The following is a 25,747-nucleotide window of genomic DNA, read 5'->3' as shown; positions in this document are numbered from 1 at the left end:
CCTTTGCGCCCCCAATGTGGGATCGATCGCCATTTGCTTCAATCGAGGATCGCATGGGCAAGCGCCCCCCGCACCTGAAACCGCCCGCCTATCTTTCCAAGAGCTCGCCTTTGCCCAAACCGGGCGCGGGGACGAAGGCGGAGACCGACCCGCTGGGCGCCGATCCGACCCGCTATGGCGACTGGGAGCGCAAGGGCATCGCCGTCGATTTCTGAAACGCTGGCGGAACGAAAGCGGAGCCAGCGCGTCGAGCGGCGATGACTCCCCGCGCCCGCACCCTGATCACCCGGATCGCCATCGGCATTGGCGCGACATTACTGGTCCTGATCCTGCTGCTGGCGATGATGCCCTGGGGGATGTTCAAGGGCCGCGCCGAGCGCGCGCTGGCGGAGCGGTTCGATGCACCGGTGACGATCGGATCGATCGAGCGGACCGGCTGGTTCTCGTTCAACCCGATGCTGGATGTTCGCGACCTTCGCATTGCCCAGCCGAGATGGGCCGGGGACGGCGCGATGGTGCAGGTCGACCATGTCGCGGTGCGGCTGCCGGTGCTGCCGATCCTGATCGGGCGCGTGCGCCCGGAGCCGTTGGCGGCGACCAATGGCCGACTGGTGCTGATCCGCGCAAAGGACGGGCGCAAGAACTGGGACCGGCGCCCCGAACGGCGCAGCGGTGGGGGTGGCGGACTCGATTCGCTCATGGTGCGCAACCTGACGCTCGACTATCGCGATGCGCTCAAGGACCGGCGCGCCGTGCTGCGGGTCGATTCGGACGATCGTGGTTTCCGCGCATCGGGGCGCGGGAGGCTGGCCGACGAGCCGATCGAGATCGCCATCCGCGGTGCGCCGATTGCGGGTAGCGCGCGCTGGCCCTTCGGTGCGGCGCTGATCGGCACGCGCACGCGCATCGTGGCGCAGGGGTCGACGGCATCGCCGCTCGATACGCGCGACATGGCGTTCGACCTGCGCGCGCGCGGCAACGATCTGCTCGACATCGATCGCGTGATCGAGGCGGGACTGTTCGGGACGCAGCCGGTGGCCGTGGCTGGGCGCGTCTCGCGCAAGAATGATGTGTGGCGGATCGAGCGGCTGTCGGGAACGATCGGTCGCTCGCGCCTGTCGAGCGCGGTAGCGACCGTCGACAAGGGAACCGAGCGGACGAAGATCGACGGTACGCTGCGGCTGGCCGTGCTCGATTTCGAGGATCTGGCGAACGATCGTGGCCGCGCCATCGCCGCTGCAAAGCGCGCTGAAGCAGGACCCCGCATCGTTCCGGCGACGCGGATCGATCTGAGCAATCTGGACGATGTCGATGGTGTGCTGAAGGTGAAGGTCGATCGGCTCGTCTCGCGATATGAGGAGCCGTTTCGCAAGATTTCGGCGACCCTGACGCTGGACCAGGCGCGGCTGACCGTCGATCCGTTCGAAGTTGGCATGGTGCGCGGCGTGCTGGGCGGGCGCGTGGTGGTCGATCAGCGGGGCGGTGCAGCGGAACCGACGCTCAACCTGGACCTGACGCTCGACGGCACGACCATCGGCACGCTTGCCGGGGGCGGCGAGATCGATGCGACGCTGCGCGGCATGGCGAAGCTGACCGGGACGGGAGAAACCGTGCGTCAGGCGGTCGGGCGTTCGACCGGGCAGGTTGCGCTGGTGTCGGGACCCGGGCGAATCCCGTCGAAGCTCGCATCGTTCCTGGGGCTGGATGTCGGGCGCGGCGTGTTTGCGGATGAGGATGCGGTGGCGTCGCTGCGCTGTCTGATCGTGCGGATGGACGTGAAGGACGGAACGGCGCAGATGAACCCCTTGCTGGTCGATACCTCGCGCTCGCAATCGCGCTTTTCGGGGACGATCGACCTTGCGACCGAAAGCCTCGCCCTCAGCATGATGGGATCGCCCAAGAAGGACAGCATCCTGCGCCTGACCAAGCCGGTGCCGATCCGCGGGACGATCAAGGGACCCGAGCCGCGCGTGCCGGGAGAGAAGACCAATGTCGGCGGTGTGCTCAAAATGATCGGCGATGCGATTGCAGGCGACCGCCCGCCGCTGGCGACCGATGCGGACTGCAAGGGGCTGGCGGCGCGGGCGATGGGTTAGGGTCGTTTTCAGTTAGGCGGCACCTAAAGCGCGTCGCGTATCTTCAGTACGGTGTTCCAGTTGCGTGCGGTGGTGACGGGGTCGCGTGTTGCCTTGCCCAGCGGCGCGTGCAGCGTTGAGCGCGCCTGCCCCTCGGGGAAGTCGATATAGAGTTCGCGGTCAATCGCCCGCGCGCGTTCGGGGCCGTCATGGTCGGTCATCAACGCGTCGACGGCGTCGGCATCGACGGGCTTGCGATGAAAGGTGACGACGAGAAAGCTGGGGCGGTCGCGCGCCGCCTCCGTAAACGGGTTGGCGGCGACGAGGGCGGCCATGTCTTCGGGGGTGCGCACGAAGATTTCGGATTTCAGGCCGGTCGCCTGGGCGAGCGCGTCGTGGATTTGAGATTCGAGCAAATCCGCTTTGGCATCGGGGGCGGTGAAGACCACATTACCCGACGCGAGCAGGGTCCTGACGTCGGTAAAGCCGAGCCCTTCGACAACCGCTTTCAACTCGACGGACTTGAGCTGACGCTTGCCTAGATTGATTCCCCGCAGCATGGCGGCCCATCTCACCGCGCTTCCTCCCGCATGGGGCGCGCGAGCAGGGCATCGACGACGGTCCGAACCGGCGTGCCGTCGAGCAGGGCGCAGACCGCCTCGGTCACCGGCATTTCGACGCCGACGGCGCGGGCCGCCTCGCGCAGCACCGGGGCGGTGGCTGCACCTTCCGCCACCGTGCGGCGGTCGGCGAGCAGCTCGGACGCGGCCTTGCCCTGGCCGAGCCCGACGCCCAGCGAGAAGTTGCGCGAATTGGTCGAGGAACAGGTCAGGACGAGGTCGCCAAGGCCGGAGAGGCCCGCCAGCGTCTCGGGCCGGCCTCCGCGCGCGACGCCGAACCGCGTCATCTCGGCAAAGCCGCGTGCGATCAGCGCGGCGCGGGCGTTGAGGCCGAGCCCGGCGCCCTCGACCACGCCACAGGCAATGGCGAGGACGTTTTTGACGGCGCCACCAATCTCCGCGCCCGCGACATCGGACGAGCCATAGGTACGGAAGGTCGCGCTGCCGAGGCGATCGGCGAGCGCGTCGCGCAGCGCCTCGTCCTCGCACGCCAGCGTGACGGCGGTGGGCAGGCCCTTCGCTACCTCATGCGCGAAGGTGGGGCCGGACAGGACCGCCACCGGGGCATCGGGGTGCAGTTCGCGCGCGACTTCGGCGACGAGCTTCTGCGTCCCCGCCTCGATCCCCTTGGCGCACAGGACCAGCGGGCGGTTGCCGGCGGGGAGTTGCGACAGGACCGCGCGCAGGAACTGGGCGGGAACGACGACGAGCAGCGCGTCGCAATCGGACAGGTCGGCAAGGTCGCTGGTGGCGCGGATCGCGGGGGACAGCGGGACGCCGGGCAGGAAGCTGCTGTTTTCATGGCGAGTGTTGACCGACGTCACGACGTCATCCTCACGCGCCCACAGCGTGACGGGCTGGTCGCCCCGTGCCGCCACCTGCGCCAGCGCGGTGCCCCATGCGCCGCCTCCCAGCACCCCGATCTTCATGCCTTCACCCCCGCTCCACGTACCTTTTCCGCATCCGGATCGAGCGGCCAGCGCGGACGCGCGGGCAGATCGAGCGGATCGGTGAGGCCGAGCGCGAACCGCTCGACCCCGGCCCAGGCGATCATGGCCGCATTGTCGGTGCAGAGCCAGAGCGGCGGCGCAATGAACGGCAGGCCATGGTCGGCGGCGAGCGTGGTGAGCGCGGCGCGGACGGCGGTGTTGGCCGCGACCCCCCCAGCGACGACCAGGGCAGTTGCCTCCGGCGCCTTGGCGAGCGCGATGCGGGTGCGATCGGCGAGGCAATCGACCACCGCCTGCTGGAACGAGGCGGCGAGATCCTCGGGCGCGAACTTGCCCACCTTGCGCGCGACGTCGCTCTTGAGGCCGGCGAAGGAGAAATGCGGCTCCCCCGATCCGACCAGGGGGCGCGGCAGCGGGATGGCATGGGGGTTACCGAGCGCCGCGGTGCGTTCGACCGCCGGGCCGCCGGGAAAGCCGAGGCCGAGCAATTTTGCGGTCTTGTCGAACGCCTCGCCCGCGGCATCGTCGATCGTGGTGGCGAGGCGGCGATAGCGGCCGATCCCCTCGACCAGCAGCAGCTGGCAATGCCCGCCCGAGACGAGGAGGAGTAGATAGGGGAAGGCGAGGTCCGGTTCGGACAGCCGCGGGGAGAGGGCGTGGCCCTCGAGATGGTTGACCGCGACCAGCGGCTTGTTCGCGGCGTGCGCCAGTGCCTTGCCGGTGACGAGGCCCACCATCACGCCGCCGATCAGCCCGGGACCGGCGGTGGCCGCGATGGCATCGACATCGGCAAGCGTGACCTGCGCCTCTTGCAGCGCGGCTTCGATCAGCGGCCCCAGCGCCTCGACATGGGCGCGTGCGGCGATTTCGGGGACGACGCCGCCGAACGGGCGATGCGCCTCATCCTGCCGTGCGAGGCGGTGGGAGAGGATGCGGCGGTCGTCCGTCACCAGCGCGGCGGCGGTTTCGTCACAACTCGATTCGAGGCCGAGGATCAGCATCGCGCCGATCTAGGGATTCATCCTCAGCTTGTCGAAGCCTGTGCGAGGATGGAGGCCACCCTGGCCTCCGACTCGGCGTGCAGCGCCCAGAAGTCGCGGACCGGGTCGCCCGCGAGCAGCCCCTGAAGCACGGCGAGGTGGGAATGCCAGCCGCCGCCGAAATTGGCCATCGGGCCGGGGCCGGTGATGCCGCTGTGGGTCAGGACGAGGCGGGTCTTGTCCGCACCCTCGGCGAACAGCTCGAACCGGGCGGTGCCCTGCTTCCCCTCGTCCCAGCTGATCGCGAAGACATGGGGCGGGTCATATTCGACCACCCGCTCGCGCCCGACCGCGCCTTTCCACTTGGCATATTTCTCGGGATAGGGGACGGGGTCGGCGGAGAGATTGTCATGGTCGAATACCAGTTCGACCTCTTCGCCCGCGCGCGCATCGGTGCCGCCCGAGAACCAGCGGCGGCGCAGATCGGCCTCGGTCAGATAGCGCCACACCGTTTCGGGCGGCGCGTCGAGAACGCGTTCGATGCGCAGCGTGTCGGGGGCGAGGATTTCGAGTGCGGTCATGATGGGCCTCCGTCAGGCGAGATTGAGCTGCCAGGCCACGCCGAAGCGATCGCTGACCCAGGCGAAGTTGCGGCTCCACCCGTAATTTCCGGGCGGCATCAGAACGCCGCCTTCCTCCGACAAGGTCGCGAACAGGCGGTCGAACCCGGCTTCGTCGTCGCAGTCGAGGAAGAAGGACCAGGAGGGAGTGAAGTCGAAGCCGTGCGCGATGAAGCTGTCGTGCACCATCACGGCCTGCCCGGCGATGATGACATGGGCGCGGATGATCGTACCGTCGGGGCCGGGGCCGTCGGGGCCGAAGCGCTCGACCGACTCGATGCGGCTGTCCGGGATGTGTTTGACATAGAAATCGAGCGCGGCCTGCGCCTTGCCGTGCTGGAACATCAGGAACGGGGTGGCCCGGGTCATTCGGCGTCTCCTTTCGCGTCGCGGAGCAGGGTTTCGAGCGAATCGAGCCGGGCGTTCCAGAAGCCCGCCCATTGCTGGAGCCACTGGTTGGCTTCGGCCAGCGGGGCGGCATTGAGCGTGCAGCGATGGGTGCGGCCGTCGCGGCGGCGGGTGACGAGGCCGGCGCGCTCGAGCACCTGGACGTGTTTCGATGCACCCGCGAGCGACATCGCATAGGGCTGGGCCAGCTCGCCGATACTCTTCTCGCCGCGCGCGAGGCTGGCGAGGATCCCGCGCCGGGTGGGATCGGCGAGCGCGTGGAAGGTCATGTCGAGTCGTTCAACCATTTGGTTGAATTACTCGGCGCCCACGGAACTGTCAACCGATCGGTTTAACTTCGTGCAAGCACCGCATCGGCGACGAAAGGGTTGGTGCGGCGTTCCTGCCCGAAATTGCTCGGCTGGCCATGGCCGGGGACGAAGACGGTTTCGTCGCCGAGCGGCCAGAGCTTGCCGGTGATCGCGTCGAGCAGATCCTGATGATTGCCCATCGGGAAATCGGTGCGACCGATCGATCCCTGGAAGATCACGTCGCCGACGATGGCGAGCTGGCTGGTGGGGTGGTGGAACACGACATGGCCGGGGGTGTGGCCCGGACAGTGATAGACGTCGAGCGTCAGGTCGCCGATGGTGACGGTGTCGCCATCGACCAGCCAGCGGTCGGGCTCGAACGGCTTGCCATCGATGCCGTAATTGCGTCCGTCATCGTCGAGTCGGCTGATCCAGAAGCGGTCGGCCTCGTGCGGCCCTTCGATCGGGACGCCCAGCTCTGCCGCAAGTTTCCCGGCCTGACCGCAATGGTCGATATGGCCGTGCGTAATCAGCAGTTTCTCGATCGTGACGCCATGCTGCTGCGCGGCCGCCTTCAGCCGGTCGAGATCGCCGCCCGGATCGGTGAAGGCACCGCGCATCGTGCGGGTGCACCACAGCAGGGTCGAATTCTGCTGAAGCGGGGTGACGGGCACGATGGCGGCGCGCAGCGGGGGCGTGGACATGGCCCGGAGATAGGCCGGGCGGGCTCCAGCGGCAACAGAGGCTTGCGGGCGGGCGCTTCGCCCTGCATGGCCGATGCGATGCGTGCCGACGCCCCTTTCGTGCTGCTCGACGATGCCCGGCCCGGGGGAGTCGCCGCGCGCCTGTACACCGCGCCGCTGCGGGTGGTCGCGGCGCACACGCCGGAGGATGTAGCTCCCGCATTGGCCGAACTGGAGACGGCGAGTCGAGACGGACTCTATGCGGCGGGACATCTCGCTTATGAGGCGGGCCATGCGCTGGAACCGCGCCTGGCGCCGCTGGCGGGCCGCGGCGACGGGCCGCTGCTGTGGTTCGGAGTGTTCGAGGGCTGTCGCGAGATCGCGGCGGGGGACGTGGCGTCGCTGCTCCCTGATCCGGCGGGTGCCTGGGTCGGGCGGCCGGAGCCGCAGATTTCGCGCGGGGAGTATGACGCCGCCTTTGCCCGGGTGCATGACTGGATCGAGGCGGGGGATATCTATCAGGCCAATCTCAGCTTTCGCGCGGCGGTGCGGCTGATCGGCGATCCGCTGGCCGCCTATGCCGCGATCCGCGCGCGGGCGGCGGCGGGCTATGGCGGGATCGTCTGGACCGGGAGCGACTGGCTGCTCTCCTTTTCGCCCGAACTCTTCTTTGCGCTGCGCGACCGCAAGCTGATCGCCCGGCCGATGAAGGGGACGACTCCGCGTGGTGCGACTCCGGAGGAGGATGAAGCAGCGCGGACGGCGCTGGCGGCTGACGCCAAGCAGCGCGCGGAAAACCTGATGATCGTCGATCTGATGCGCAACGACCTGACCCGCATCGCCGCGCCGGGCAGCGTCGCGGTGCCCGAATTGTTCAAGGTCGAAACCTATCCGACGCTGCACACGATGGTGTCGACCGTGTCGGCGACGCTGGCGCGCGATATCGGCCCGGCCGCCGCGCTTTCGGCGATCTTCCCCTGCGGATCGGTGACCGGCGCGCCCAAGATCCGGGCGATGGAGGTGATCGCGGCGGTCGAGCCCGACGCGCGTGGCGCCTATACCGGATCGATCGGACGGATCGATCCTTCGGGGGACGCCGCATTCAACGTGGCGATCCGCACGCTGCATCTGCGCGACGGGGAGCAAGAGGCGACGATCGGGCTGGGATCGGGCGTGGTCGCCGATTCGCGCGCGGGCGAGGAATGGGACGAGTGCCTGGCCAAGGGGGCATTCCTGACGCGGGGCCAGCGCCGCGTCGATCTGATCGAGACGATGGCGTTCGACCCGGCGCACGGCATCGCGCTGCTCGACCGGCATCTGGAGCGGATGAAGGCGAGCGCGGACGTGTTCGGTATCGCGTTCGATCGCCATGGCGTGCGCAATGAGCTTCAGGCCGCGACCTTCCGGCTGCGCGCGCCCGCGCGGGTGCGGCTGTTGCTGTCGGCCGAGGGGCGCATCGCGATCGGCACCGCGCCGTTGCCCGAGGCTCCTGCCGGACCGGTCACCGTCGCATTGGCGCGCCGCCAAGTCGCGCCGCGCGACTTCCGTCTGGCGCACAAGACCAGCGACCGCCGCCCCTGGCCCCGGATCGCGGGGGCGTTCGAAACGCTTTATGTCGATGACAAGGGCTATCTGACCGAGGGCAGCTTCACCTCGATCTTCGTGCCGCGCGCCGATGGTGTGTTGCGCACGCCGCCGCTGACGCGAGGGTTGCTACCTGGGATATTGCGGGCGGAGTTGCTGGCCACGGATCGCGCGGTCGAAGCCGACCTGCGGCCCGAAGACCTCGAGCGCGGCTTCCTCATCGGCAATGCCGTTCGCGGCCTTGTTTCGGCTGTTACGGTTGCGGACCGGGCCATCGCCACTCTATAGCGCGCCCGATTTTCCCTTCAGAGAGGCGTTTTCCATGCAGACCTCCGCTGCGCTCAACCGCATCCAGCCCTCCGCCACGCTCGCGATGACGAGCCGTGTGCTGGAACTGAAGCGTGCCGGGGTCGATGTGATTGGCCTTGGTGCGGGCGAACCCGATTTCGACACGCCCGATTTCGTCAAGGACGCGGCGATCGAGGCGATCCGCAAGGGTGCGACCAAATATACCAATGTCGATGGTACCGCCGAGCTGAAGGCCGCCATCGTCGGCAAGTTCGCGCGCGAAAACGGCCTGACCTATGCGGAGAATCAGATCAGCGTGAATTCGGGCGGCAAGCACACGCTGTTCAACGCCTTCTGCGCCACGATCGACGCGGGGGACGAGGTGGTGATCCCGGCGCCCTATTGGGTCAGCTATCCCGATGTCGTCCAGTTCGCGGGCGGCAAGCCGGTGTTCGTCGCGGCGGGCGCCGACCAGAATTACAAGATCACGCCCGAGCAGCTCGACGCCGCGATCACCGCGAAGACCAAATGGGTGGTGCTCAACTCGCCGTCCAACCCGACCGGCGCGGCCTATAGCGCCGCCGAGCTCAAGGCGTTGGGTGCGGTGCTCGAACGGCACCCGCACGTGCTGATCTTCGCCGACGATATGTACGAGCATATCCTGTACGACGGATTCGAATTCGCAACGATCGCCCAGGTCTGTCCGACGCTGATCGACCGCACGCTGACCGCGAACGGCGTGTCGAAGGCCTATGCGATGACCGGCTGGCGCATCGGCTATGCCGGCGGGCCGCAATGGCTGATCAAGGCGATGGGCAAGCTGCAGTCGCAGTCGACATCGAACCCGTGCAGCGTTTCGCAGGCGGCATCGGTCGCGGCGCTGACCGGCGACCAGTCGTTCCTGAAGGACCGCGCCGCTGCGTTCCAGAAGCGTCGCGATCTCGTCGTTGACATGCTGAACGCGATCGATGGAATGAACTGCCCCCGCCCCGAAGGCGCCTTCTATGTCTATCCCGAGTTCAGCGCGCTGATCGGCAAGACCACGCCCAAGGGCGTGACGATCGACAGCGACGAGACGATGGTCGGCTATCTGCTCGATGACGCCAAGGTGGCGGCAGTGCACGGCGCAGCGTTCGGCTTCTCGCCCGCGCTGCGGATCAGCTATGCGACCAGCGAGGATGTGCTGACCGAAGCGTGCGGGCGCATCCAGGAGGCGTGCGCGGCGTTGCGCTAGAAAGACGGGTTCAGCTTGCACTGGAGAAACGAAACGGGCCAGAGCGCTTCGCTGAACGGCAGGATGAACCACTGGGCCAGCGCAGGTTCATCGACCGGAAGCTAATCTTTGCTTGGATTCGTCGCCGGGGACCCCATCTCCGCGCCAACCAATAAGGATTGACCTCATGTTTGCGGCCTTGAAATCGCAGTTCCTCCGCCGGTTTGTGGCAGGGTTTTCGCTGGGCGCGATCGGCATGGTCGCGCTCCATGCCGAACAGGTCGCGGCGACCCCGTTCTTCTGATGCTGCGCGCCTCCGCGCTCGGCCTTGCGGGCCTTGGGGCTTTCGCTTTTGCGGGAGCGGCGGGGCTGGTGCCGCCGGTGTTCGCAGGGAGCGGCGGGGACAAGGCGGTCGCCATTCCTGCCGCGACGATCGATGTGGCGCCCGCAACGGGCGATCAGGTCGCGGTGCTGGCGGGCGGCTGTTTCTGGGGCATGGAGGCGGTGTTCGAGCAGGTGAAGGGCGTGAAATCCGTCACCAGCGGCTATGCCGGGGGCACGCGCGCCACCGCCACCTATGCACAGGTGATGACCGACCGAACCGGCCATGCCGAGGCGATTCGGATGGTCTATGACCCGCGCGTGGTCAGCTATGCGACGCTGCTGCGCATCTATTTCTCGGTCGCGCATGATCCGACGCAGCTGAATCGGCAGGGACCGGACACCGGCCCGAGCTATCGCTCGGCGATCTTTCCGCAAAATCCGGGGCAGCAGCGGGTTGCGACCGCCTATATCGCGCAGCTGGGCAAGACCGGCGCCTGGCCGCAGCCGATCGTCACGAAAATCGAAGAGGGCGCCTTCTATCGCGCCGAAGCCGAGCATCAGGACTTCGCCCGGCGCAACCCCGCGCATCCCTATATCGTCCGCTGGGACAAGCCCAAGGTCGCGGCGTTCCGGGCGGCGTTCCCGAGCCTCGCCCGCTAGAGTCGTTTTCAGCAGAGCTGAATCGGCACCGGCCCGCTCCCCCACCCGGCCACCCACAAGGTATCTTCAATGGGTAGCCGGGTGGGGAGCGGGCCGGTGCCGCCTAACCGAAAACGACTCTAGGCGAGGCCGAGTTCGGCGAGCTTTCCCGCCAGTTCGGGCGGTAGTGACGCCATGTCGCCGGTCCCCAGATCGGCGGGCGCGTCGGTAGCTTCGAGATAGCGCCAGCCCTGATGCGCGCGCTTGGCCTGTGGGACCACCTGCACCAGGTCTGGATCGAGCAGGATCGCACAGCCCCCGCCCTCCGCCTCGCCGAACCCCAGGATCGGCGAGCGCGCGACAAGCTGGTGCTTGAGGATCCAGAACAGCGATCCCTGTCCCGCAATCTCTTCGTGCCGCTTGGGCAGATAGCGGGTGGTGAGCGCGACCGGCCCGTCCAGTCCGCGCAGCGCCAGCCGCTCGCGCAGATGCGCGACGCTGGGATTGCCGAACGCGACTTTGGTGAGATGGAGCGCCATCGCCGCGATCTGGGAGCGGCATGGCCCCGGGTCAAGCTACCAGCCGACGAGTCCGGACGCGACGGCAAGCCCCAGAAAGGCAAGGAAGCCCATCGAATCGGTCACCATGGTCACGAACACCGACGATGCTACCGCCGGGTCCTGATCCATCCGGTCGAACGCGACCGGGACCAGCACCCCGGCCAGCCCGGCGACAAGGATGTTGATGATCATCGCCGCTGCGATCACCCCGCCCAGCGCGGGATTGCCGAAGACGAGTCCCGCGCCCAGCCCCAGCAGTACGGCGATCGTCCCGCCATTGAGCAGCGCGACGAGGATTTCGCGCCGGATCATGCGTACCGTGTTCGACTGGGTCAGCTGATTGGTGGCGAGCGCGCGCACGACGATCGCCATCGTTTGTGTGCCAGCATTGCCGCCGACCGAGGCGACGATCGGCATCAGCACCGCGAGCGCCACCATCTGTTCGATCGCCCCGCCGAACAGCGCGATGATCGACGAGGCGATCAGAGCGGTGAACAGGTTCGCGATCAGCCAGCGGACCCGCGCGATATAGGTGTCGCGAATCGGCTCGTTGATGTCGCCATCGCCCGCGCCCGACAGCAGCAGCGCGTCCTCGCCGGCCTCCTCGGAGATGATATGGACGATGTCGTCGACGGTGATCACGCCGACCAGCCGCCCGCTATCGTCGGTCACCGCGGCGGAGATCAGCGCGTATTTCTGGAAGATCAGCGCGACTTCCTCCTGGTCCATATCGACCGGGATCAGCGTCTGTTCGCGCTTCATCACATCGGCGATCGACACCAGCCGCGGGGTGCGCAGGATCCAGGACAGCGCGCAGGTGCCGACCGGGTGATGCGCGGGGTCGACGACGAAGATTTCCCAGAAATCGGTCGCCAGCTGCTCCTCGCCGCGCAGATAGTCGAGCACGTCGCCGACGGTCCAATGTTCGGGCACCGCGATCAGCTCGCGCTGCATCAGGCGACCGGCGGATTCCTCGGGATAGGACAGCGCCTCCTCGATCGCGGCGCGATCGTCGGGGTCGAGCGCGCGAAGGACGGCACGCTGGTCGGCCTCCTCCATATCCTCGATGATCGCGACCGCGTCGTCGGTATCGAGCTCGGCGGCGATGTCGGCGAGTTCGTGTGGTTCGAGCGAATCGATCAGCGCATCGCGCACCCAGTCGTTCATCTCGGCGAGCACTTCGCCGTCGATGAGTCCCGAGATCGCGGCGGCGAGCGGCTGGCGCTGATCGGCGGGGGTCAGTTCGACCAGGTCCGCGATGTCGGCAGGGTGGAGCGGCTCGACCTTCTCGCGCACCGCCTCGACATCGCCGCTTTCGACAAGGTCGAGAATGGCGCGCACGAAATCGGGACTTAGCCGATCCTGCGCCTCGGGCGCGTGCGATTCGGGCGTTGCCACTGCGGTTTCGGTCTCGTCGGTCATCGAGCCTCCCCGGTTGCGCGCCCAGCCTCCCTCTAACGTGCTCGAATCCCGCTGCCAATCCGCCGCAGCGCGTGCGCGATTTGCAACCGGGGCCGTGCGGCCCTAGGGGACCGACAAAGTTGTTCTTCCGGAGTATGAGTTTCGATGTCCGATCTTCCGACCCGCCTCGTGATGACCCTCGACACGGGCGAGGTGCAGATTCGCCTGCGCCCCGATCTTGCGCCCAAGCATGTCGAGCGGATCGTCAAGCTCGCCGATAGCGGCTTTTACGATGGCGTGGTGTTTCACCGCGTGATCGACGGCTTCATGGCGCAGGGCGGCGATCCCACCGGTACGGGCATGAGCGGATCGAAGGAACCGAACCTGCCCGCGGAATTCAGCCGCGCGCCGCACCTGCGCGGCGTCTGTTCGATGGCGCGCACCAACGATCCCGACAGCGCCAACAGCCAGTTCTTCATCTGCCTGGACGACGCCACCTTCCTTGACGGCCAGTATACCGTGTGGGGCGAGGTGACCGAGGGCATGGAGAATGTCGACGCACTGCCCAAGGGCGAGCCCCCGCGTGAGCCGGGCAAGATCGTCACGGCGCGCAGCGAAGCTTAATTTTCGGCTTCGCCGAGCGGGTCGGTGCCGCAAGACACAAGCCCGGTTCACGCCGAGTTCAACGCCGAACCGTCAGAGGTTGGATATGTTTGGCACAACCATGACACTCCGACCGCTGGCGGCACTCGCCGCCATCACCCTTCCGCTCGCTCTGCCCGCCACCGCGCAGCAGGGGACGCTCGCGCAGGTCCAGCAGCACCTCCGGGCGACCCAGACCATGACCGCAGCGTTCAGCCAGACCGATCGCGCGGGCAAGACGCTCGACGGTGTGCTGACGCTCAAAAAGCCCGGCAAGGTCCGCTTTCAATATGAAAAGGGCGTCCCGTTGCTGATCGTCGGCGACGGCAGCGCCTTGTGGTTTATCGACTATTCCGTGCGACAGGTATCGCGCTGGCCGGTCAAGGATTCGCCGCTCGGCATCCTGCTCGATCCCGAGCGCAACGTCGCGCGCTATGCGAAGGTGCTGCCGACCGGCAATCCGGACGTGGTGAGCATCGAGGCGCATGATCCCAAGCGTCCCGAATTCGGCCGCATCACCATGGTGTTCGCGCGCAACGCTTCGGCGCCGGGCGGGCTGATGCTTCAGGGCTGGGTCGCGCTCGATTCGCAAAACAACCGCACCACCGTTCGCCTGTCGAACCAGAAGTTCAACGCGAAGATCAGCGACGGAGCGTTCCGCTGGAACGATCCGCGGAAAAAGGGCGGGCGCCGCTGACGCGCGCATTCATGCTGGCGACAGCTTTACCGCGCTAGACCGGTATTTGCGGATGGGGCTTCGGGATTTTTCCCCCTGTTGCCCGAAGGTGTACCCATCCTGCCTGCGTGACGAACGCCAGGTCGGCCCTCGCTCCATGCCCCCGGAGCGGGGGCCTTTGGCGTTTTGGTGCGCCGCGTTCGCGGCGGTTCGCGGTTCCAGCCCGCTCCCCCACCCGGCCACCCATAGGATACTGGCGTTGGGTGGCCGGGTGGGGGAGCGGGCTGGAACCGCAATCAGACAAATGTCTGGCTAGCGCCATCGGGCGATCGTCCCTAGATCACCCTCCCATGAAAATCGCCTCCTGGAACATCAATTCGGTCCGCTTCCGCATGGAGATTGTCGAGCAGTTCCTCCGCGAGGAAGCGCCCGATATCCTGTGCCTTCAGGAAACCAAGGTTGTCGATGGCGATTTCCCCCACGCACCGCTGCGCGCGCTAGGCTACGACCATATCGTCATCCATGGCCAGCGGATGCACCACGGCGTCGCGATCATCAGCCGCGTTCCGCTGGTCGAGGACGACCGGTTGGACTGGCAGGCCAATGGTGAGGCCCGGCATGTCGGCGTGCGGCTGCCGAACGGGGTGCGGCTCGAGAATGTCTATGTTCCCGCCGGTGGGGACGTGCCTGACCGCGAGACGAACCCCAAATTCGGCCAGAAGCTCGATTTCGTCGAGCGGATGACGCGCTGGTCGGAGGGGCTGGGCGACCTGCCCGTGATCCTGACCGGCGATTTCAACATCGCCCCGCTCGAATGCGATGTGTGGAGCCACAAGCAATTGCTCGGCGTGGTCAGCCACACCCCGGTCGAGGTTGATGCGCTGACGCGGATGCAGGCGGCAAACGACTGGGTCGATCTGGGGCGAACCTTCATCCCGGCGCCCGAACGTTGTTTCACCTGGTGGAGCTATCGCGCAAAGGACTGGGCGGCGTCGGATCGCGGACGGCGGCTCGACCATATGTGGGCGAGCGGCGATGTCGCGGCTCAGGCGACCGCGCATCGGGTGTGCGAGCCATGCCGCGGCTGGCTCAAACCATCGGACCATGTTCCGATCGTCACCGAGTTCGACTTTTGAGCGCCGCCACCCCCGCCGATCCCCGCGCCGCCGCGCGGGCGATCGACGCGATGCGCCGTGGCTGGCCGATCGCGATCCGGGGCGGGGAGGGCGCCCTGTCGCTGCTCGCGGTCGAGACCGCCGATGCCGAGCGACTTGCCGCGTTCGACCCGCACATCGCGGCACCCTTGTTGATCTCCGCCGGGCGCGCGGTGACGCTGAAGCTTACCAATCAGCGCGATGCCGCAGTGCCGGATGCGCCGGTGATGATCGCGCGCCGCCCCTGGCTCGATTTCGACACAGCGGTCGCGCTCGCCGATCCGCAGCTCGACCTGTCCACGCCGATGAAGGGCCCGTTCCGCGCGACCGCGGCGCTGGTGCCCGACGCCGCTGCGGCGGCGCTGCGCCTTGCACGGATTGCGGGGCTGCTGCCCGCCTTCTTCGTTCATCCCGAGGCGCCCGGGCGGCGGATCGCCGAGGCGATCACGCTCGCCGATATCGATTCCCATCAGGATCCGGCGCGGCTGCGCCTCGTCACCCGTGCGCGGCTGCCGGTGGCAGGAGCGGAGGATGCCGAGATTGTTGCCTTCCGCACGCCCGAATCACCCGACGAGCATCTGGCGCTGCTGATCGGCCAGCCCAATGGCGCACCGCCGCTGGTGCGGTTGCACAGCGAATGCCTCACCGGCGACGTGCTCGGCAGCCTGAAATGCGATTGCGGACCCCAGCTCCATGCCGCGATCCATGCCATTGCGGAAAATGGCTGGGGCATCCTGCTCTATCTGCGGCAGGAGGGGCGCGGGATCGGCCTGGTCAACAAACTGCGCGCCTATGCGTTGCAGGATCAGGGGTTCGATACGGTCGATGCCAATGTCCGGCTGGGTTTTGCGGTCGATGCGCGCGATTTCGGAGTTGCGGGACAGATGCTGCGCCAATTGGGGCAGCACCGGGTGCGGCTGCTGACCAACAATCCCGACAAGGTGGCCGGTCTGGCTGCGGCGGGCGTGAAGGTCGTGGAGCAGGTGCCGCATCGTCTGCCGCCCAATCCGCATAACGAACGCTATCTCGCCACCAAGCGCGACCGGACGGGGCATCAGCTCTGAAGGCTGCCTATTGCGCGGGCAGGCGATTCTTCAGCCTAAAAATTAGGCAGCCGTTCGCGCCTGCACAATTTTTTACCTTTCGGTAACGACCGCCTCGATGCGGATCGGCGGAATCACGCCGATTCCGACTCTGGCACGCCCCTTGCTGATTGGTCTCCGGGTCAAATGCGAAAGGGGGCGGAATGAAACTCGTCATCGCCATCATCAAGCCGTTCAAGCTCGATGACGTCCGGGAGGCACTCACCGAATTGGGTGTCGCGGGCATGACCGTGACCGAGGTCAAGGGGTTCGGGCGGCAGAAAGGCCAGACCGAAATCTACCGCGGCGCGGAATACAGCACCAACATGGTGCCGAAACTGAAAATCGAAGTGGTCTGTGCCTCCGATCTGGCCGGCCGGGTGGTCGAAGCGGTCCAGGCTGCGGCGAACACCGGCGCGATCGGCGACGGCAAGATTTTCGTGCTCGATGTCGGTCAGGCGGTGCGCATCCGCACCGGCGAGACCGATCAGACCGCGCTGTGAAGGGGGTAATGATGAAAACTGCTTTGAAGATTGCCGCCGGCGCGAGTGTCGCGCTGTTTGCGGCGATGCCCGCCTGGGCACAGGACGCGGCTGCCGCTGCGGCGCCGACGCCCGACAAGGGCGACACCGCCTGGATGATGACCGCCACCGTACTGGTCATGGCAATGATCGTTCCGGGCCTCGCGCTATTCTATGGCGGCCTGGTCCGCACCAAGAACATGGCATCCGTGCTGACGCAGGTGCTCGGCGTCGCGGCGTTCGCGATGCTCCTCTGGGTGATGTACGGCTATGCGCTGTCGTTCGGCGGGGACGCCAACCAGTTCATCTCGACCGGCAAATTCCTGCTCGCCGGGGTGACGGCCGATTCCAACGTCGCCACCTTCACCGATGGCGTGGTCATTCCCGAATTCGTGTTCATCGCGTTCCAGATGACCTTCTCCGCGATTACCGTCGCACTGGTCATCGGCGGCCTGGTCGAGCGCATGAAATTTTCGGGGCTGATGGTGTTCGCGCTGATCTGGCTCACCATCGTCTATTACCCGATCGCGCACATGGTCTGGTATCTGGGCGGCACCGATGCGGCGACCGGTCTGATCTTCGGCTGGGGCGCACTCGACTTTGCGGGCGGCACCGTGGTTCACATCAACGCGGGCGTTTCGGCGCTGGTCGGTGCGATCATCCTCGGCAAGCGGACCGGCTATCCGACCGAGCGTATGGCGCCGCACTCGCTGACCATGACGCTGATCGGTACCGGTCTGCTGTGGGTGGGCTGGTTCGGCTTCAACGCCGGTTCGGCGCTCGAAGCCAATGGCTCGGCGGGCCTTGCGCTCATCAACACCTTCGTCGCGACCGCCGCCGGGGTGCTGTTCTGGATGCTGACCGAGCGGGTTCTGGGTCACAAGCCGTCGCTGCTGGGCGCATGTTCGGGTGCGATCGCAGGTCTGGTCGCGGTAACCCCGGCGGCGGGCAATTCCGGTCCGTTCGGGGCGATCCTGCTCGGCGCGATTGCCGGTGTGATCTGCGCGATCTTCGTCGTTTCGATCAAGCCGAAGCTGAAGATCGATGAATCGCTCGACGCCTTCGGCATCCACGCGCTGGGCGGCATCATCGGGTCGATCCTGACGGCCGTGACGATGCTTCCGGCCCTGGGTGGGCCGGGCGCTGCGGACTATGAACTGGGCGCGCAATTGTGGATCCAGATCAAGTCGGTTGGTGTGGCCATCATCTGGGCCGGTGTCGGCTCGGCGATCGCCTTCACCATCGCCAAGGCACTGACCGGCCTGCGCGTCAGCCCCGAAGTCGAGCAGGAAGGCCTCGACCTCGGCGAGCATGGCGAGCGCGCCTACAACTACTGACAAGATCGGGCCGCACCCCGTGCGGTGCGGCCCCACAGGGGTTCCTCCTGCGGACAACTGGGTCGGTGCGAAAGCGCCGACCCTTTTTTTATGCGAGGTCAGCCTTGACGAAGTTCGCGCAACGCTCGCCGATCATGATGCTCGGCGCATTGGTATTGCCGCCGATCAGGCGCGGCATGATCGAGGCGTCGGCCACGTACAGCCCCTCGACCCCGCGCACGCGCAGGCGCGGGTCGCACACCGCGCCGTCGTCCGATCCCATCCGGACGGTGCCGACCGGGTGATAGATGGTGTCGGCGCGCGCGCGGATCAGCCGCTCCAGCGTCGCGTCGTCGTCGAACGGGTAGCGGTCCTTGCCGCCGAACGCCGCGAGCGGCGCCTGCTCAAGGATGCGGTACATCATCCGCGTCCCCTTCATCAGCCCGGCCAGGTCGCGCGGATCGGACAGGAATTGCGGATCGATCAGCGGCGCGGCGCGCGGGTCGGGGGATTTCAGCCGCACGGTGCCCCGGCTCTCGGGACGCAGAACGCAGGCGTGGCAGCTGAACCCGTGCGCCTTGACCTTCGCGCGCCCATGATCCTCGACGATCGCGATCAGGAAATGGAGCTGGATATCGGGCATTTCCAACGCCGGATCGGTCTTGAGAAAGGCTCCCCCCTCCGCATAGGGAGAGGTCATCATGCCGCTGCGGCTGCGCAGCCAGCGCCACATGCCGCCAAGCCCTGCGAGCGAGCCGCGCAGCGATCGACCGAGGAACAGATTCCCTGGCGTTTCGAACGCCGCGACATAATCGAGATGATCCTGAAGATTGCCGCCGACCTCCGGCCGATCGACCCGCACGGGAATCCCCATCTCCTTGAGGTGAGTGCCGGGACCGATGCCCGACAGCATCAGCGTCTGTGGCGTGCCGAACACGCCGCCCGCCATCACCACCGCGCGGCGGGCGCGTATCATCCGCGTCTGTCCACCGCGTGTGTAGGCGACGCCCCACACGCGCCCGTCCTCAAACAGCACGCGCTCGACCGTCGCCTCGCAAATGATCCGCAGATTGGAGCGGTCGGTGAGATAGCCGCGCGCGGCGGTCCAGCGTTCGCCGTCCTTTTGCGTCACCTGATAGACGCCGACCCCCTCCTGGCGCGAGCCGTTGAAATCGTCATTGCGCGGGATCTGCAGCGCGGCTGCCGCCTCGACAAAGGCACGGGTGCCGGGATGGACATGACTCTGGTCGCAGACGTGCAGCGGCCCGTCCGCGCCATGCCATGCGTCGGCGCCCCGTTGGTTCGCCTCGCTGCGTTTGAAGACCGGAAGGACATCGTCCCATCCCCAGCCGGTGCAACCAAGCGCCGCCCAATTATCGTAATCCCATGGCACGCCGCGGATGTAGAGCATCGCATTGATCGCGCTCGACCCGCCCAGACCGCGCCCGCGCGGCTGATAGCCGCGACGCCCGTTCAATCCCGGCTGGGGCACCGTCTCGAACGCATAGTTGGTCGCCGGGGTCTGCATCGCGATGCCGCCGGGCATCAGCGTCCGAAAGCTGGTGTTGCGCCCGCCTGCTTCCAGCACCGCGACCGAGTAGCGACCGTCCTCGCTCAGGCGACCTGCGGCGGCGCTTCCTCCGGACCCGGCTCCGATGACGACGATATCGGCTTCTTCCACGCTGTCCCCGCCTCTTCCCGCGCCAGCCAGCGCGCCTTGATGGTCTCGGATGTATCGCGACTGCCGTCATGGCTCCATCCGGGCGGCGCGATCATGTACATGAGTCGTGCGTGCCAGTTCGGGGCAGTCCACACATCCTTCGCGATCCCCCACCATTCGTGGAAGGCGGCGCGGATCAGGTTGAAGTCGGGCAGGTTCTTGACGATGCCATAGCGCGGGCGATCATCGTCGCGCTCTGCCTCGAACGTCCCGAACATCCGGTCCCAGATGATGAAGACACCCGCGTAATTCTTGTCGAGATAGCGCGGGTTGGTCGCGTGATGAACGCGATGGTGCGACGGTGTGTTCATCACCGCCTCGAACCAGCGCGGCATCCGGCCGATCACCTCGGTATGAATCCAGAATTGATAGACGAGGTTCAGCCCCGCGACGAAGAACACCATCGCCGGCGGGAAGCCGATCAGGAACAAGGGCAGACGGAAGAGAAAGCCGAGGCTGAAGAAGCCGGTCCAGGTCTGCCGCAGCGCGGTCGACAGGTTATAATGCTGGCTGCTGTGGTGGATGACATGGCTCGCCCAGAACCAGCGGACGCGGTGCGCCGAGCGGTGGAAGACATAATAGGCCAGATCGTCGAGCACGAAGGCAAGGATGAACCAGTACCAGGCATAGCCGATGTCGAAGAGGCGGAATTGGTGCACCCACACCGCCATTCCGAACACCAGCCCGCCCGCCAGAACACCTGCAATGGTGCTCCCGAAGCCGAGCATCAGCGATGTCAGCGTGTCGCGGGGACAATAGCGGCTGCGGTCCTTGATCCGTGCGACCACCATCTCCGCCAGCACCAGCAGGACGAAGGCCGGGACGGCAAGATCGACCGGGTCCGGCAGGTTCGGCATCGGCTCTCCTTACACTTATGTAAATAAGCGCCAATGCCATGGTCTGGCAATGGGTCAATCCGGGGCCAGCGCCTCGGCAAAAGCGCGGGCCGCTTCCGCATCGGCGACGGTGATCCGGAACATCGCGCCCGGCTCAAGCTGCAGCGTGATCGTGGTGCCCTCGGGGGACGGATGCGCCATCGCGATCCGCACGTCGGCGAAGCGGGTGGCGCGATGGCGGGCACCGAGCGGTTCGATCAGCACCAGGTCGCCGGGTCCGCCCGTGACCGCAGCAAGTTCGCCGCTCGCCGAGACGATGCCGACCTTGGCGTCGAATCCTGATACCAGCGCCTCGGCTAGCTTCACAGCGTCGTCGCCCGACTCCAGACGCTGAGTCCCCCCGAGTCTCAGCAGCCAGGCGATCCCCGCCAGCGCCAGTACCGCCGCCAGCGACCCAGCGGCGAGCCACCAGTTCATGGGGTCAGGCCTGACCCGACAATGCGTCGAGCATCGGCCGGATGCTGCTGATGTCATAGCCTGCGTTCGCGGCCTTGCCGACCAGCGTGTCCGGATCGGTGCCGCGGCTGGCCTCGGCCAGTGCCCACAAATTGGTCGAACGCGTCCCCGACCGGCAAAAGGCGAAGACCGGGCCGCCCGCGCCTTCCAACGCGCCGCGCATCGCCTCGACTTGCGGCATCGAGAAACCCGCATGGGTGACGGGGATCGCATGATAGGACAGGCCCAGCGTTTCCGCCACCGTGCGGATCGCGTCGCCCGATGGCTGGCCTGGCTCCTCCTCGTCCGGGCGGTTGTTGACGATCGCCCTGAACCCCGCACGCGCGATCTCGGTCAGTTCGGCCGGGGTGATCTGGGAGGAAACCGAAATCGTCTCGTCGATCGTTCGCATCAGTGCGCCACTCCTAGCTGCCGGGGCGGGTTTCGACGACAGGAGCCGCGTCCGCCCATGATTTCATCAGATCCTGTGCCCGTACCAGCCCCTCATGCACCGGCTTGATCTCCGCAGACTGGCATCCCAGATCGAATTTCACCTGCAGATCCGGCGTCGCGCCCCAGCTGATCACGCCATAGGGCATGTCGGTGATCGTGCGCTGACACGGCAGTGTGGCGCCGGCATAGCGGCGCGCAGGCGCGAGCAGCGCGGCGAGCCGCGCATAGCCGTCGCGCCCAACGCTGATCCGCTTGGTCTTCAGCACATAATCGCGAAACGCCTTGGTCGGACCTTCATCGGCATAGGTATAGACGCCGGTGCCATCGGGGCCGAGCGTCCAGTCGAACAGCGGCTTGCCCCAGCTCTTGATCGTCAGGCCGACCGGTTCGGTGGGGGCCGGGGCCAGGGGCAGCGTCGCGCAGCCCGACAGCGCGAGCATCGCCAGCAACATCGCACTACGCATCGACAGCCTCGCGGATCGCTTCAAGGAACGCTTCGCCATACGCCGCAAGCTTGCGCGCGCCAATGCCTGGGATCCGCGACAATTCGGCGAGCGTCGCGGGACGCGTTGCCGCCATCTCGCGCAGCACCGAATCGTGGAAGATGACATAGGGCGGCACGGCCGCTTCCTGCGCCAATGTGCGGCGCTTGTCGCGCAGCGCCTCGAACAGCGGATCGCCGACCGGGTTGGCGACTGCGCCGCTGCCCTTGCGTCGCCGCTCACGTTTCGGCGGCAATACCAGATCCAGACCCGCTTCGCCCTTCAGGATCGGGCGCGCGCCGGGTCCGAATTCCAGCCCGCCATGCGGATTGGTGCGCAGCGCGTCGCGGAGCAACAGCGCGCGGCCAACCGGCTTGAGCAACGCTGCCTCGTCGCCCTCGACGATCCCCCAGACCGACAGCGATTCATGTCCGTTCATCAGGCTGCGTTCGCTCGACTGGCCGGTCAGCACGCTTTCGACATAGCCCGCGCCAAAGGTCTGGCCGGTGCGGAACACGGCGGAGAGATATTTCTGGGCGGTGACGCTGGCGTCGATCGACTTGGGCGTTTCGAGGCAATTGTCGCAATTGCCGCAGCGTTCGGGCGGCGTCTCGCCAAAATGGCGGAGCAGGATCGCGCGGCGGCACCCGGCGGTCTCGACCAGCGCGCCAAGCGCGGTGAGGCGGGCACGTTCGCCGGGTTGGCGGTCGGACTCGACCTCGCCGATCCGCTGGCGCGCGCGGGCAAAATCGTCGGCGCCCCAGAACAGCTGCGCCACCGCAGGGTCGCCGTCGCGCCCCGCACGCCCGGTCTCCTGATAATAGGCCTCGATCGATTTGGGCAGGCCGGCATGGGCGACGAAGCGGACATCGGGCTTGTCGATCCCCATGCCGAATGCGACGGTGGCGACGATCACCATATCCTCGGACTCGACGAATGCCGCCTGATTGCGGCGACGCACGTCCGGATCGAGTCCCGCATGATAGGGCAGCACGGGACGCCCATTGCCGGAGAGCTTTTCGGCGAGCGTCTCGACCGCCTTGCGCGTCTGGGCATAGACGATCCCGGGGCCCGTCTGTCCGGCGATGAAGTCGGCCACCTGTCGTGTCATATTGTCGCGCGGGGAGATGGCGTAGCGGATATTGGGCCGGTCGAACCCCGCAACGATCATCCCGTCGCGCGGAATGCCGAGCTGGTTCAGGATATCGTCGCGGGTGTGCGCATCGGCGGTCGCAGTCAGCGCGAGGCGGGGAACGTCAGGAAAGGCGTCCATCAAGGGACGCAGCAGGCGATAGTCAGGGCGGAAATCATGCCCCCATTCGCTGACGCAATGCGCCTCGTCGATCGCGAACAGCGCGAGCGGCGCGGCGCGCAGCAGGTTGCGAAACGCCTCGTTCGATGCGCGCTCAGGCGCGACATAGAGCAGGTCGAGTTCGCCCCCGCGGAATCGCTCGATCGTCTCGGCGCGGTTGGTATCGACACTGGTCAGCGTCGCGGCGCGGATGCCCACCGCTTCGGCAGCGCGCAGCTGATCGTGCATCAGCGCGATCAGCGGCGAGACGACGACGCACGTCCCCTCCATCATCGTCGCGGGCAGCTGATAGGTGAGCGACTTACCCGCGCCGGTCGGCATCACCGCCAGCGTGCGCTCCCCGGCGAGCACGCGATCGACCACCTGGCGCTGGACGCCGCGAAAGTCGGGAAAGCCAAAGGTGGTGCGAAGGACGTCCTGGGGGTTCATCGCCGCAACCTATAGCCCGGTCCGCGCCGATGTCGTGTCATTTGCGCGGGAAATCCTGGGCCAAGGCTCAGTCCGCTCCCTCCGTCCAGTCGGGGAACGGCGCTTGGTCACGATCGTGTTTCAGCACCTGTCGGACCCTATCCAGCCGGGTCTTCTCAGACGCTTCGATCTTCCCGGTTGCCGACAGCATTTCTCCCACCTCAATGACCGAAGTCCCGGTTTCAACGTCCCGATTCAGCATGAAGAGCTGTGTGAGGATCGCGAAGGCGGGGCGCAGGACCGCGGGCACGGCGGGATGCCGCTTCGCGCAGCGCAATGCGGTAGCCGATGCCGAAGTGAGATACGGAAAGAGATCGGACCGCATCCGCTCCTTGAGACTGAGGGTCGCGGCGAATTCCGAGGCGGGTGTCTTGGCGCGCTTCGCTACGATTGCGGCGGCGGTGGTGGACTGGCGAAGATATTCGGCGCAGACAGGCGCGGTGGCCTCGCCATCGACCAGCTTTTTCAGGCTGCGCCTGGCTTCGTTAAGATAGGCGAGCGGGTCCGCGCCCGGCTCGGTTCCGGCTGCTTCCATCGCATAGCTGGCGGCGAACAGGATCGACATCGCCTGGGCGTGGAGCTGTTCGGCGCGCAAATCGCGATGCGCGCCTTTGACGATCGCGCGATAGGTGGCGACGTGCGGCTGGAGGATCGCGATCGCATCGCGGTGGCGACCGGCCTTCAGTACCGCTTTGGCCTTCGGCACCGCAGCGATCGCTGCATCGACATCCGCCTGGGTGACCGGTTTGGCTGCTGGCCCCGGCCTGGAGAGGGCTTTTTGCGTTTCGGTGGCGTCCAGCATCGCGCGCGGCGCAATCGGGGCACTGGCAGTCAGCGCACCCGCTGCGAGCGAAGCGATAATCGCGCTTGGCATCATGACGTCGTCCCCCTCTCCAAGGTGTAAGGATCGCCCTCGCTTCTAGTCAGCGCGGCTGCCTTGCAGCAACCCGCGCGCGCCCGACTTCACCCCGGAGGGGGATTTCGCGGCGGCATGATTGTCCCGGATTACGCCGATTCGGGCAGATATCCCAGGTCGGCAAGAAACGCGCGCAATGCGGTCGGGTAATCGGGATATTCGATCAATTGCCCCTCGGGACATTCGCCATCCTCTTCGCGGCGCACGACCTTGCAATAGTCCGGCCATACCCTGCTCTTACGGTCATATTCGGCCAGGATGGTCTTCCAGGCCGCGTCGAACTGACCGAGCCGCGCGGCATTGGCGGCGTACGCGGCGCAGGCGCCATTGGGATATTCGTCCTCGATACAAGCCTTGCGCGTTTCGGCGGCGGCCCTCTCGAATGCCCTGGCGAAGCGCGGTTCGGCCGAGACGTCGCGTACCGCGCCATCGACGATGTTGAGGATTTTCGGCGGCGACCAGCTGCCGCCATAGCTGGCAAAGGCATAGAGGAAGCGGTCGTCGCGGACGACGAAGTCGCGCACGCCATCGCCGTCCAGGTCGCGGGGCCAGCCAAGCGCCTCGCCATCATAGCTGCCCAGCTCGACCAGCTTCCAGCCCGCGCCGCCCTCTGGCAGCGCGACGCGCAGGATCTGGCAACAGTGCATTCCGCCGCTATAGGTCTGGAAGAAGGCGGCGATTCCGCCATCCTTGCTCAGCCGGCCGATCATCAGGAAATTCTGCATCGACGAACCGTCGAGGGTGAGCGGCGGCCCGCCCGCGCGGCTGAGCGTCAGGACGGGGTTCATGTCCCCATCTTCGCAGTCCTCACCCAGCGGTGCGCATTGCACCATCGCGAAGGTTGCGGTGACATCGCCCTGTCGAAACACCTGGCGCCCATCCGCCATCGCCCATTCGATCTTCTGGCCATCCCGCACGGATTTGCCGGATTGCGCTGCTCCGGTCAGCGCCAGGAGCGCGAGCAGGGGAACGACAAGCCGGAAGGTCACGCGATTGCTCTCCAATGGCGTATCGCTACCATCGCGCCGGATCAGCGGCA

Annotated in this window: 28 protein-coding genes; 11 read left to right on the top strand and 17 right to left on the bottom strand. The window is 66.8% G+C overall.

Features of this window, described 5'->3' with window-relative positions; all coding sequences use genetic code 11:
* The first annotated feature begins 53 nt into the window (after positions 1-53).
* Both FPZ54_RS14385 and FPZ54_RS14380 read left to right on the top strand, forming a co-directional pair.
* Positions 54-215, top strand: coding sequence for a DUF1674 domain-containing protein (locus tag FPZ54_RS14385; RefSeq protein WP_145848304.1), 162 nt, complete (start codon positions 54-56; stop codon positions 213-215).
* A 42-nt stretch (positions 216-257) separates the two neighbouring features.
* Positions 258-2,096, top strand: a complete 1,839-nt coding sequence (locus FPZ54_RS14380; protein WP_145848302.1) for an AsmA family protein — start codon at positions 258-260, stop codon at positions 2,094-2,096.
* A 23-nt stretch (positions 2,097-2,119) separates the two neighbouring features.
* On the opposite strand, the gene FPZ54_RS14375 is transcribed toward FPZ54_RS14380, so the two are convergent.
* From FPZ54_RS14375 to FPZ54_RS14345, 7 genes are read right to left on the bottom strand one after another with little or no spacing between them, the layout of a single operon-like run.
* Positions 2,120-2,635, bottom strand: coding sequence for a DUF1697 domain-containing protein (locus FPZ54_RS14375; RefSeq protein ID WP_186456783.1), 516 nt, complete (start codon positions 2,633-2,635; stop codon positions 2,120-2,122).
* 11 nt (positions 2,636-2,646) lie between these two features.
* Positions 2,647-3,624: an NAD(P)H-dependent glycerol-3-phosphate dehydrogenase gene (locus tag FPZ54_RS14370; RefSeq protein WP_145848298.1), complete on the bottom strand. Its 978-nt coding sequence runs from the start codon at positions 3,622-3,624 to the stop codon at positions 2,647-2,649.
* Positions 3,621-4,646 (bottom strand): tRNA (adenosine(37)-N6)-threonylcarbamoyltransferase complex transferase subunit TsaD, encoded by a 1,026-nt coding sequence (tsaD, locus tag FPZ54_RS14365; protein ID WP_145848297.1) that lies wholly within the window; start codon positions 4,644-4,646, stop codon positions 3,621-3,623. The genes FPZ54_RS14370 and tsaD overlap by 4 nt, the downstream gene beginning before the upstream one ends.
* A 23-nt stretch (positions 4,647-4,669) precedes the next feature.
* Positions 4,670-5,206, bottom strand: a complete 537-nt coding sequence (locus FPZ54_RS14360) for an SRPBCC family protein (protein WP_145848294.1) — start codon at positions 5,204-5,206, stop codon at positions 4,670-4,672.
* Between the two features lie 12 nt (positions 5,207-5,218).
* The gene (locus FPZ54_RS14355; RefSeq protein WP_145848292.1) at positions 5,219-5,614 is read right to left on the bottom strand and encodes a VOC family protein; all 396 of its coding nucleotides are present in this window, start codon (positions 5,612-5,614) and stop codon (positions 5,219-5,221) included.
* The gene (locus tag FPZ54_RS14350) at positions 5,611-5,940 is read right to left on the bottom strand and encodes an ArsR/SmtB family transcription factor (protein ID WP_145848290.1); all 330 of its coding nucleotides are present in this window, start codon (positions 5,938-5,940) and stop codon (positions 5,611-5,613) included. The genes FPZ54_RS14355 and FPZ54_RS14350 overlap by 4 nt, the downstream gene beginning before the upstream one ends.
* A 44-nt stretch (positions 5,941-5,984) precedes the next feature.
* The gene (locus FPZ54_RS14345) at positions 5,985-6,647 is read right to left on the bottom strand and encodes an MBL fold metallo-hydrolase (protein WP_145848288.1); all 663 of its coding nucleotides are present in this window, start codon (positions 6,645-6,647) and stop codon (positions 5,985-5,987) included.
* Between the two features lie 78 nt (positions 6,648-6,725).
* Between FPZ54_RS14345 and pabB the strand changes: the two genes are divergently transcribed.
* The 3 genes from pabB (at position 6,726) to msrA (ending at position 10,695) form a co-directional block, all read left to right on the top strand.
* Positions 6,726-8,498, top strand: a complete 1,773-nt coding sequence (gene pabB / locus FPZ54_RS14340; protein ID WP_186456782.1) for an aminodeoxychorismate synthase component I — start codon at positions 6,726-6,728, stop codon at positions 8,496-8,498.
* Between the two features lie 34 nt (positions 8,499-8,532).
* A complete protein-coding gene (locus FPZ54_RS14335) occupies positions 8,533-9,732 on the top strand; it encodes a pyridoxal phosphate-dependent aminotransferase (protein ID WP_145848286.1) in 1,200 nt (399 codons plus the stop codon).
* Positions 9,733-10,014: 282 nt separating this feature from the next.
* On the top strand, positions 10,015-10,695 hold the full coding sequence (gene msrA / locus FPZ54_RS14330) for a peptide-methionine (S)-S-oxide reductase MsrA (RefSeq protein ID WP_145848284.1): 681 nt from the start codon (positions 10,015-10,017) through the stop codon (positions 10,693-10,695).
* Positions 10,696-10,814: 119 nt separating this feature from the next.
* On the opposite strand, the gene FPZ54_RS14325 is transcribed toward msrA, so the two are convergent.
* Entirely contained in the window at positions 10,815-11,213 is a 399-nt protein-coding gene (locus FPZ54_RS14325; protein WP_145848282.1) for a DUF1489 family protein, read from the bottom strand.
* A 36-nt stretch (positions 11,214-11,249) separates the two neighbouring features.
* Positions 11,250-12,656, bottom strand: a complete 1,407-nt coding sequence (mgtE, locus tag FPZ54_RS14320; RefSeq protein WP_145848280.1) for a magnesium transporter — start codon at positions 12,654-12,656, stop codon at positions 11,250-11,252.
* Between the two features lie 144 nt (positions 12,657-12,800).
* Between mgtE and FPZ54_RS14315 the strand changes: the two genes are divergently transcribed.
* From FPZ54_RS14315 to FPZ54_RS14290, 6 genes are all read left to right on the top strand, one after another.
* On the top strand, positions 12,801-13,259 hold the full coding sequence (locus FPZ54_RS14315) for a peptidylprolyl isomerase (protein WP_145848278.1): 459 nt from the start codon (positions 12,801-12,803) through the stop codon (positions 13,257-13,259).
* A gap of 100 nt (positions 13,260-13,359) precedes the next feature.
* Entirely contained in the window at positions 13,360-13,974 is a 615-nt protein-coding gene (locus tag FPZ54_RS14310; protein ID WP_145848276.1) for a LolA family protein, read from the top strand.
* 329 nt (positions 13,975-14,303) lie between these two features.
* The gene (locus FPZ54_RS14305) at positions 14,304-15,089 is read left to right on the top strand and encodes an exodeoxyribonuclease III (RefSeq protein ID WP_145848275.1); all 786 of its coding nucleotides are present in this window, start codon (positions 14,304-14,306) and stop codon (positions 15,087-15,089) included.
* Between the two features lie 50 nt (positions 15,090-15,139).
* Positions 15,140-16,171: a GTP cyclohydrolase II gene (gene ribA, locus FPZ54_RS14300; RefSeq protein WP_239019820.1), complete on the top strand. Its 1,032-nt coding sequence runs from the start codon at positions 15,140-15,142 to the stop codon at positions 16,169-16,171.
* Between the two features lie 182 nt (positions 16,172-16,353).
* A complete protein-coding gene (locus FPZ54_RS14295; RefSeq protein WP_145848270.1) occupies positions 16,354-16,692 on the top strand; it encodes a P-II family nitrogen regulator in 339 nt (112 codons plus the stop codon).
* Between the two features lie 11 nt (positions 16,693-16,703).
* Positions 16,704-18,047, top strand: coding sequence for an ammonium transporter (locus FPZ54_RS14290; RefSeq protein WP_145848268.1), 1,344 nt, complete (start codon positions 16,704-16,706; stop codon positions 18,045-18,047).
* 88 nt (positions 18,048-18,135) lie between these two features.
* On the opposite strand, the gene FPZ54_RS14285 is transcribed toward FPZ54_RS14290, so the two are convergent.
* The 8 genes from FPZ54_RS14285 to FPZ54_RS14250 form a co-directional block, all read right to left on the bottom strand.
* Positions 18,136-19,707, bottom strand: coding sequence for a GMC family oxidoreductase (locus FPZ54_RS14285; protein WP_145848265.1), 1,572 nt, complete (start codon positions 19,705-19,707; stop codon positions 18,136-18,138).
* Positions 19,641-20,603, bottom strand: coding sequence for a sterol desaturase family protein (locus tag FPZ54_RS14280; protein WP_145848264.1), 963 nt, complete (start codon positions 20,601-20,603; stop codon positions 19,641-19,643). Before FPZ54_RS14280 ends, FPZ54_RS14285 begins: the two co-directional genes overlap by 67 nt.
* Positions 20,604-20,657: 54 nt before the next feature.
* On the bottom strand, positions 20,658-21,059 hold the full coding sequence (locus FPZ54_RS14275) for a hypothetical protein (protein WP_145848262.1): 402 nt from the start codon (positions 21,057-21,059) through the stop codon (positions 20,658-20,660).
* A 4-nt stretch (positions 21,060-21,063) separates the two neighbouring features.
* Positions 21,064-21,489, bottom strand: coding sequence for a protein tyrosine phosphatase family protein (locus FPZ54_RS14270; protein ID WP_145848260.1), 426 nt, complete (start codon positions 21,487-21,489; stop codon positions 21,064-21,066).
* A 13-nt stretch (positions 21,490-21,502) separates the two neighbouring features.
* Entirely contained in the window at positions 21,503-21,994 is a 492-nt protein-coding gene (locus FPZ54_RS14265) for a hypothetical protein (protein WP_145848258.1), read from the bottom strand.
* On the bottom strand, positions 21,987-23,753 hold the full coding sequence (gene recQ / locus FPZ54_RS14260; RefSeq protein ID WP_145848256.1) for a DNA helicase RecQ: 1,767 nt from the start codon (positions 23,751-23,753) through the stop codon (positions 21,987-21,989). Before recQ ends, FPZ54_RS14265 begins: the two co-directional genes overlap by 8 nt.
* Before the next feature lie 67 nt (positions 23,754-23,820).
* Complete coding sequence (locus FPZ54_RS14255; protein WP_145848254.1) at positions 23,821-24,669, bottom strand: hypothetical protein; 849 nt, start codon at positions 24,667-24,669, stop codon at positions 23,821-23,823.
* Positions 24,670-24,797: 128 nt separating this feature from the next.
* Positions 24,798-25,697, bottom strand: coding sequence for a hypothetical protein (locus FPZ54_RS14250; RefSeq protein ID WP_186456781.1), 900 nt, complete (start codon positions 25,695-25,697; stop codon positions 24,798-24,800).
* Between the last annotated feature and the right edge of the window lie 50 nt (positions 25,698-25,747).

Origin of the sequence: Sphingomonas suaedae, assembly GCF_007833215.1 — a bacterium.
GTDB classification, from domain to species: domain Bacteria; phylum Pseudomonadota; class Alphaproteobacteria; order Sphingomonadales; family Sphingomonadaceae; genus Sphingomonas; species Sphingomonas suaedae.
The sequence above is the reverse complement of the archived record's forward strand: the minus strand, read 5'-3'. Positions and strand labels throughout refer to the sequence as shown.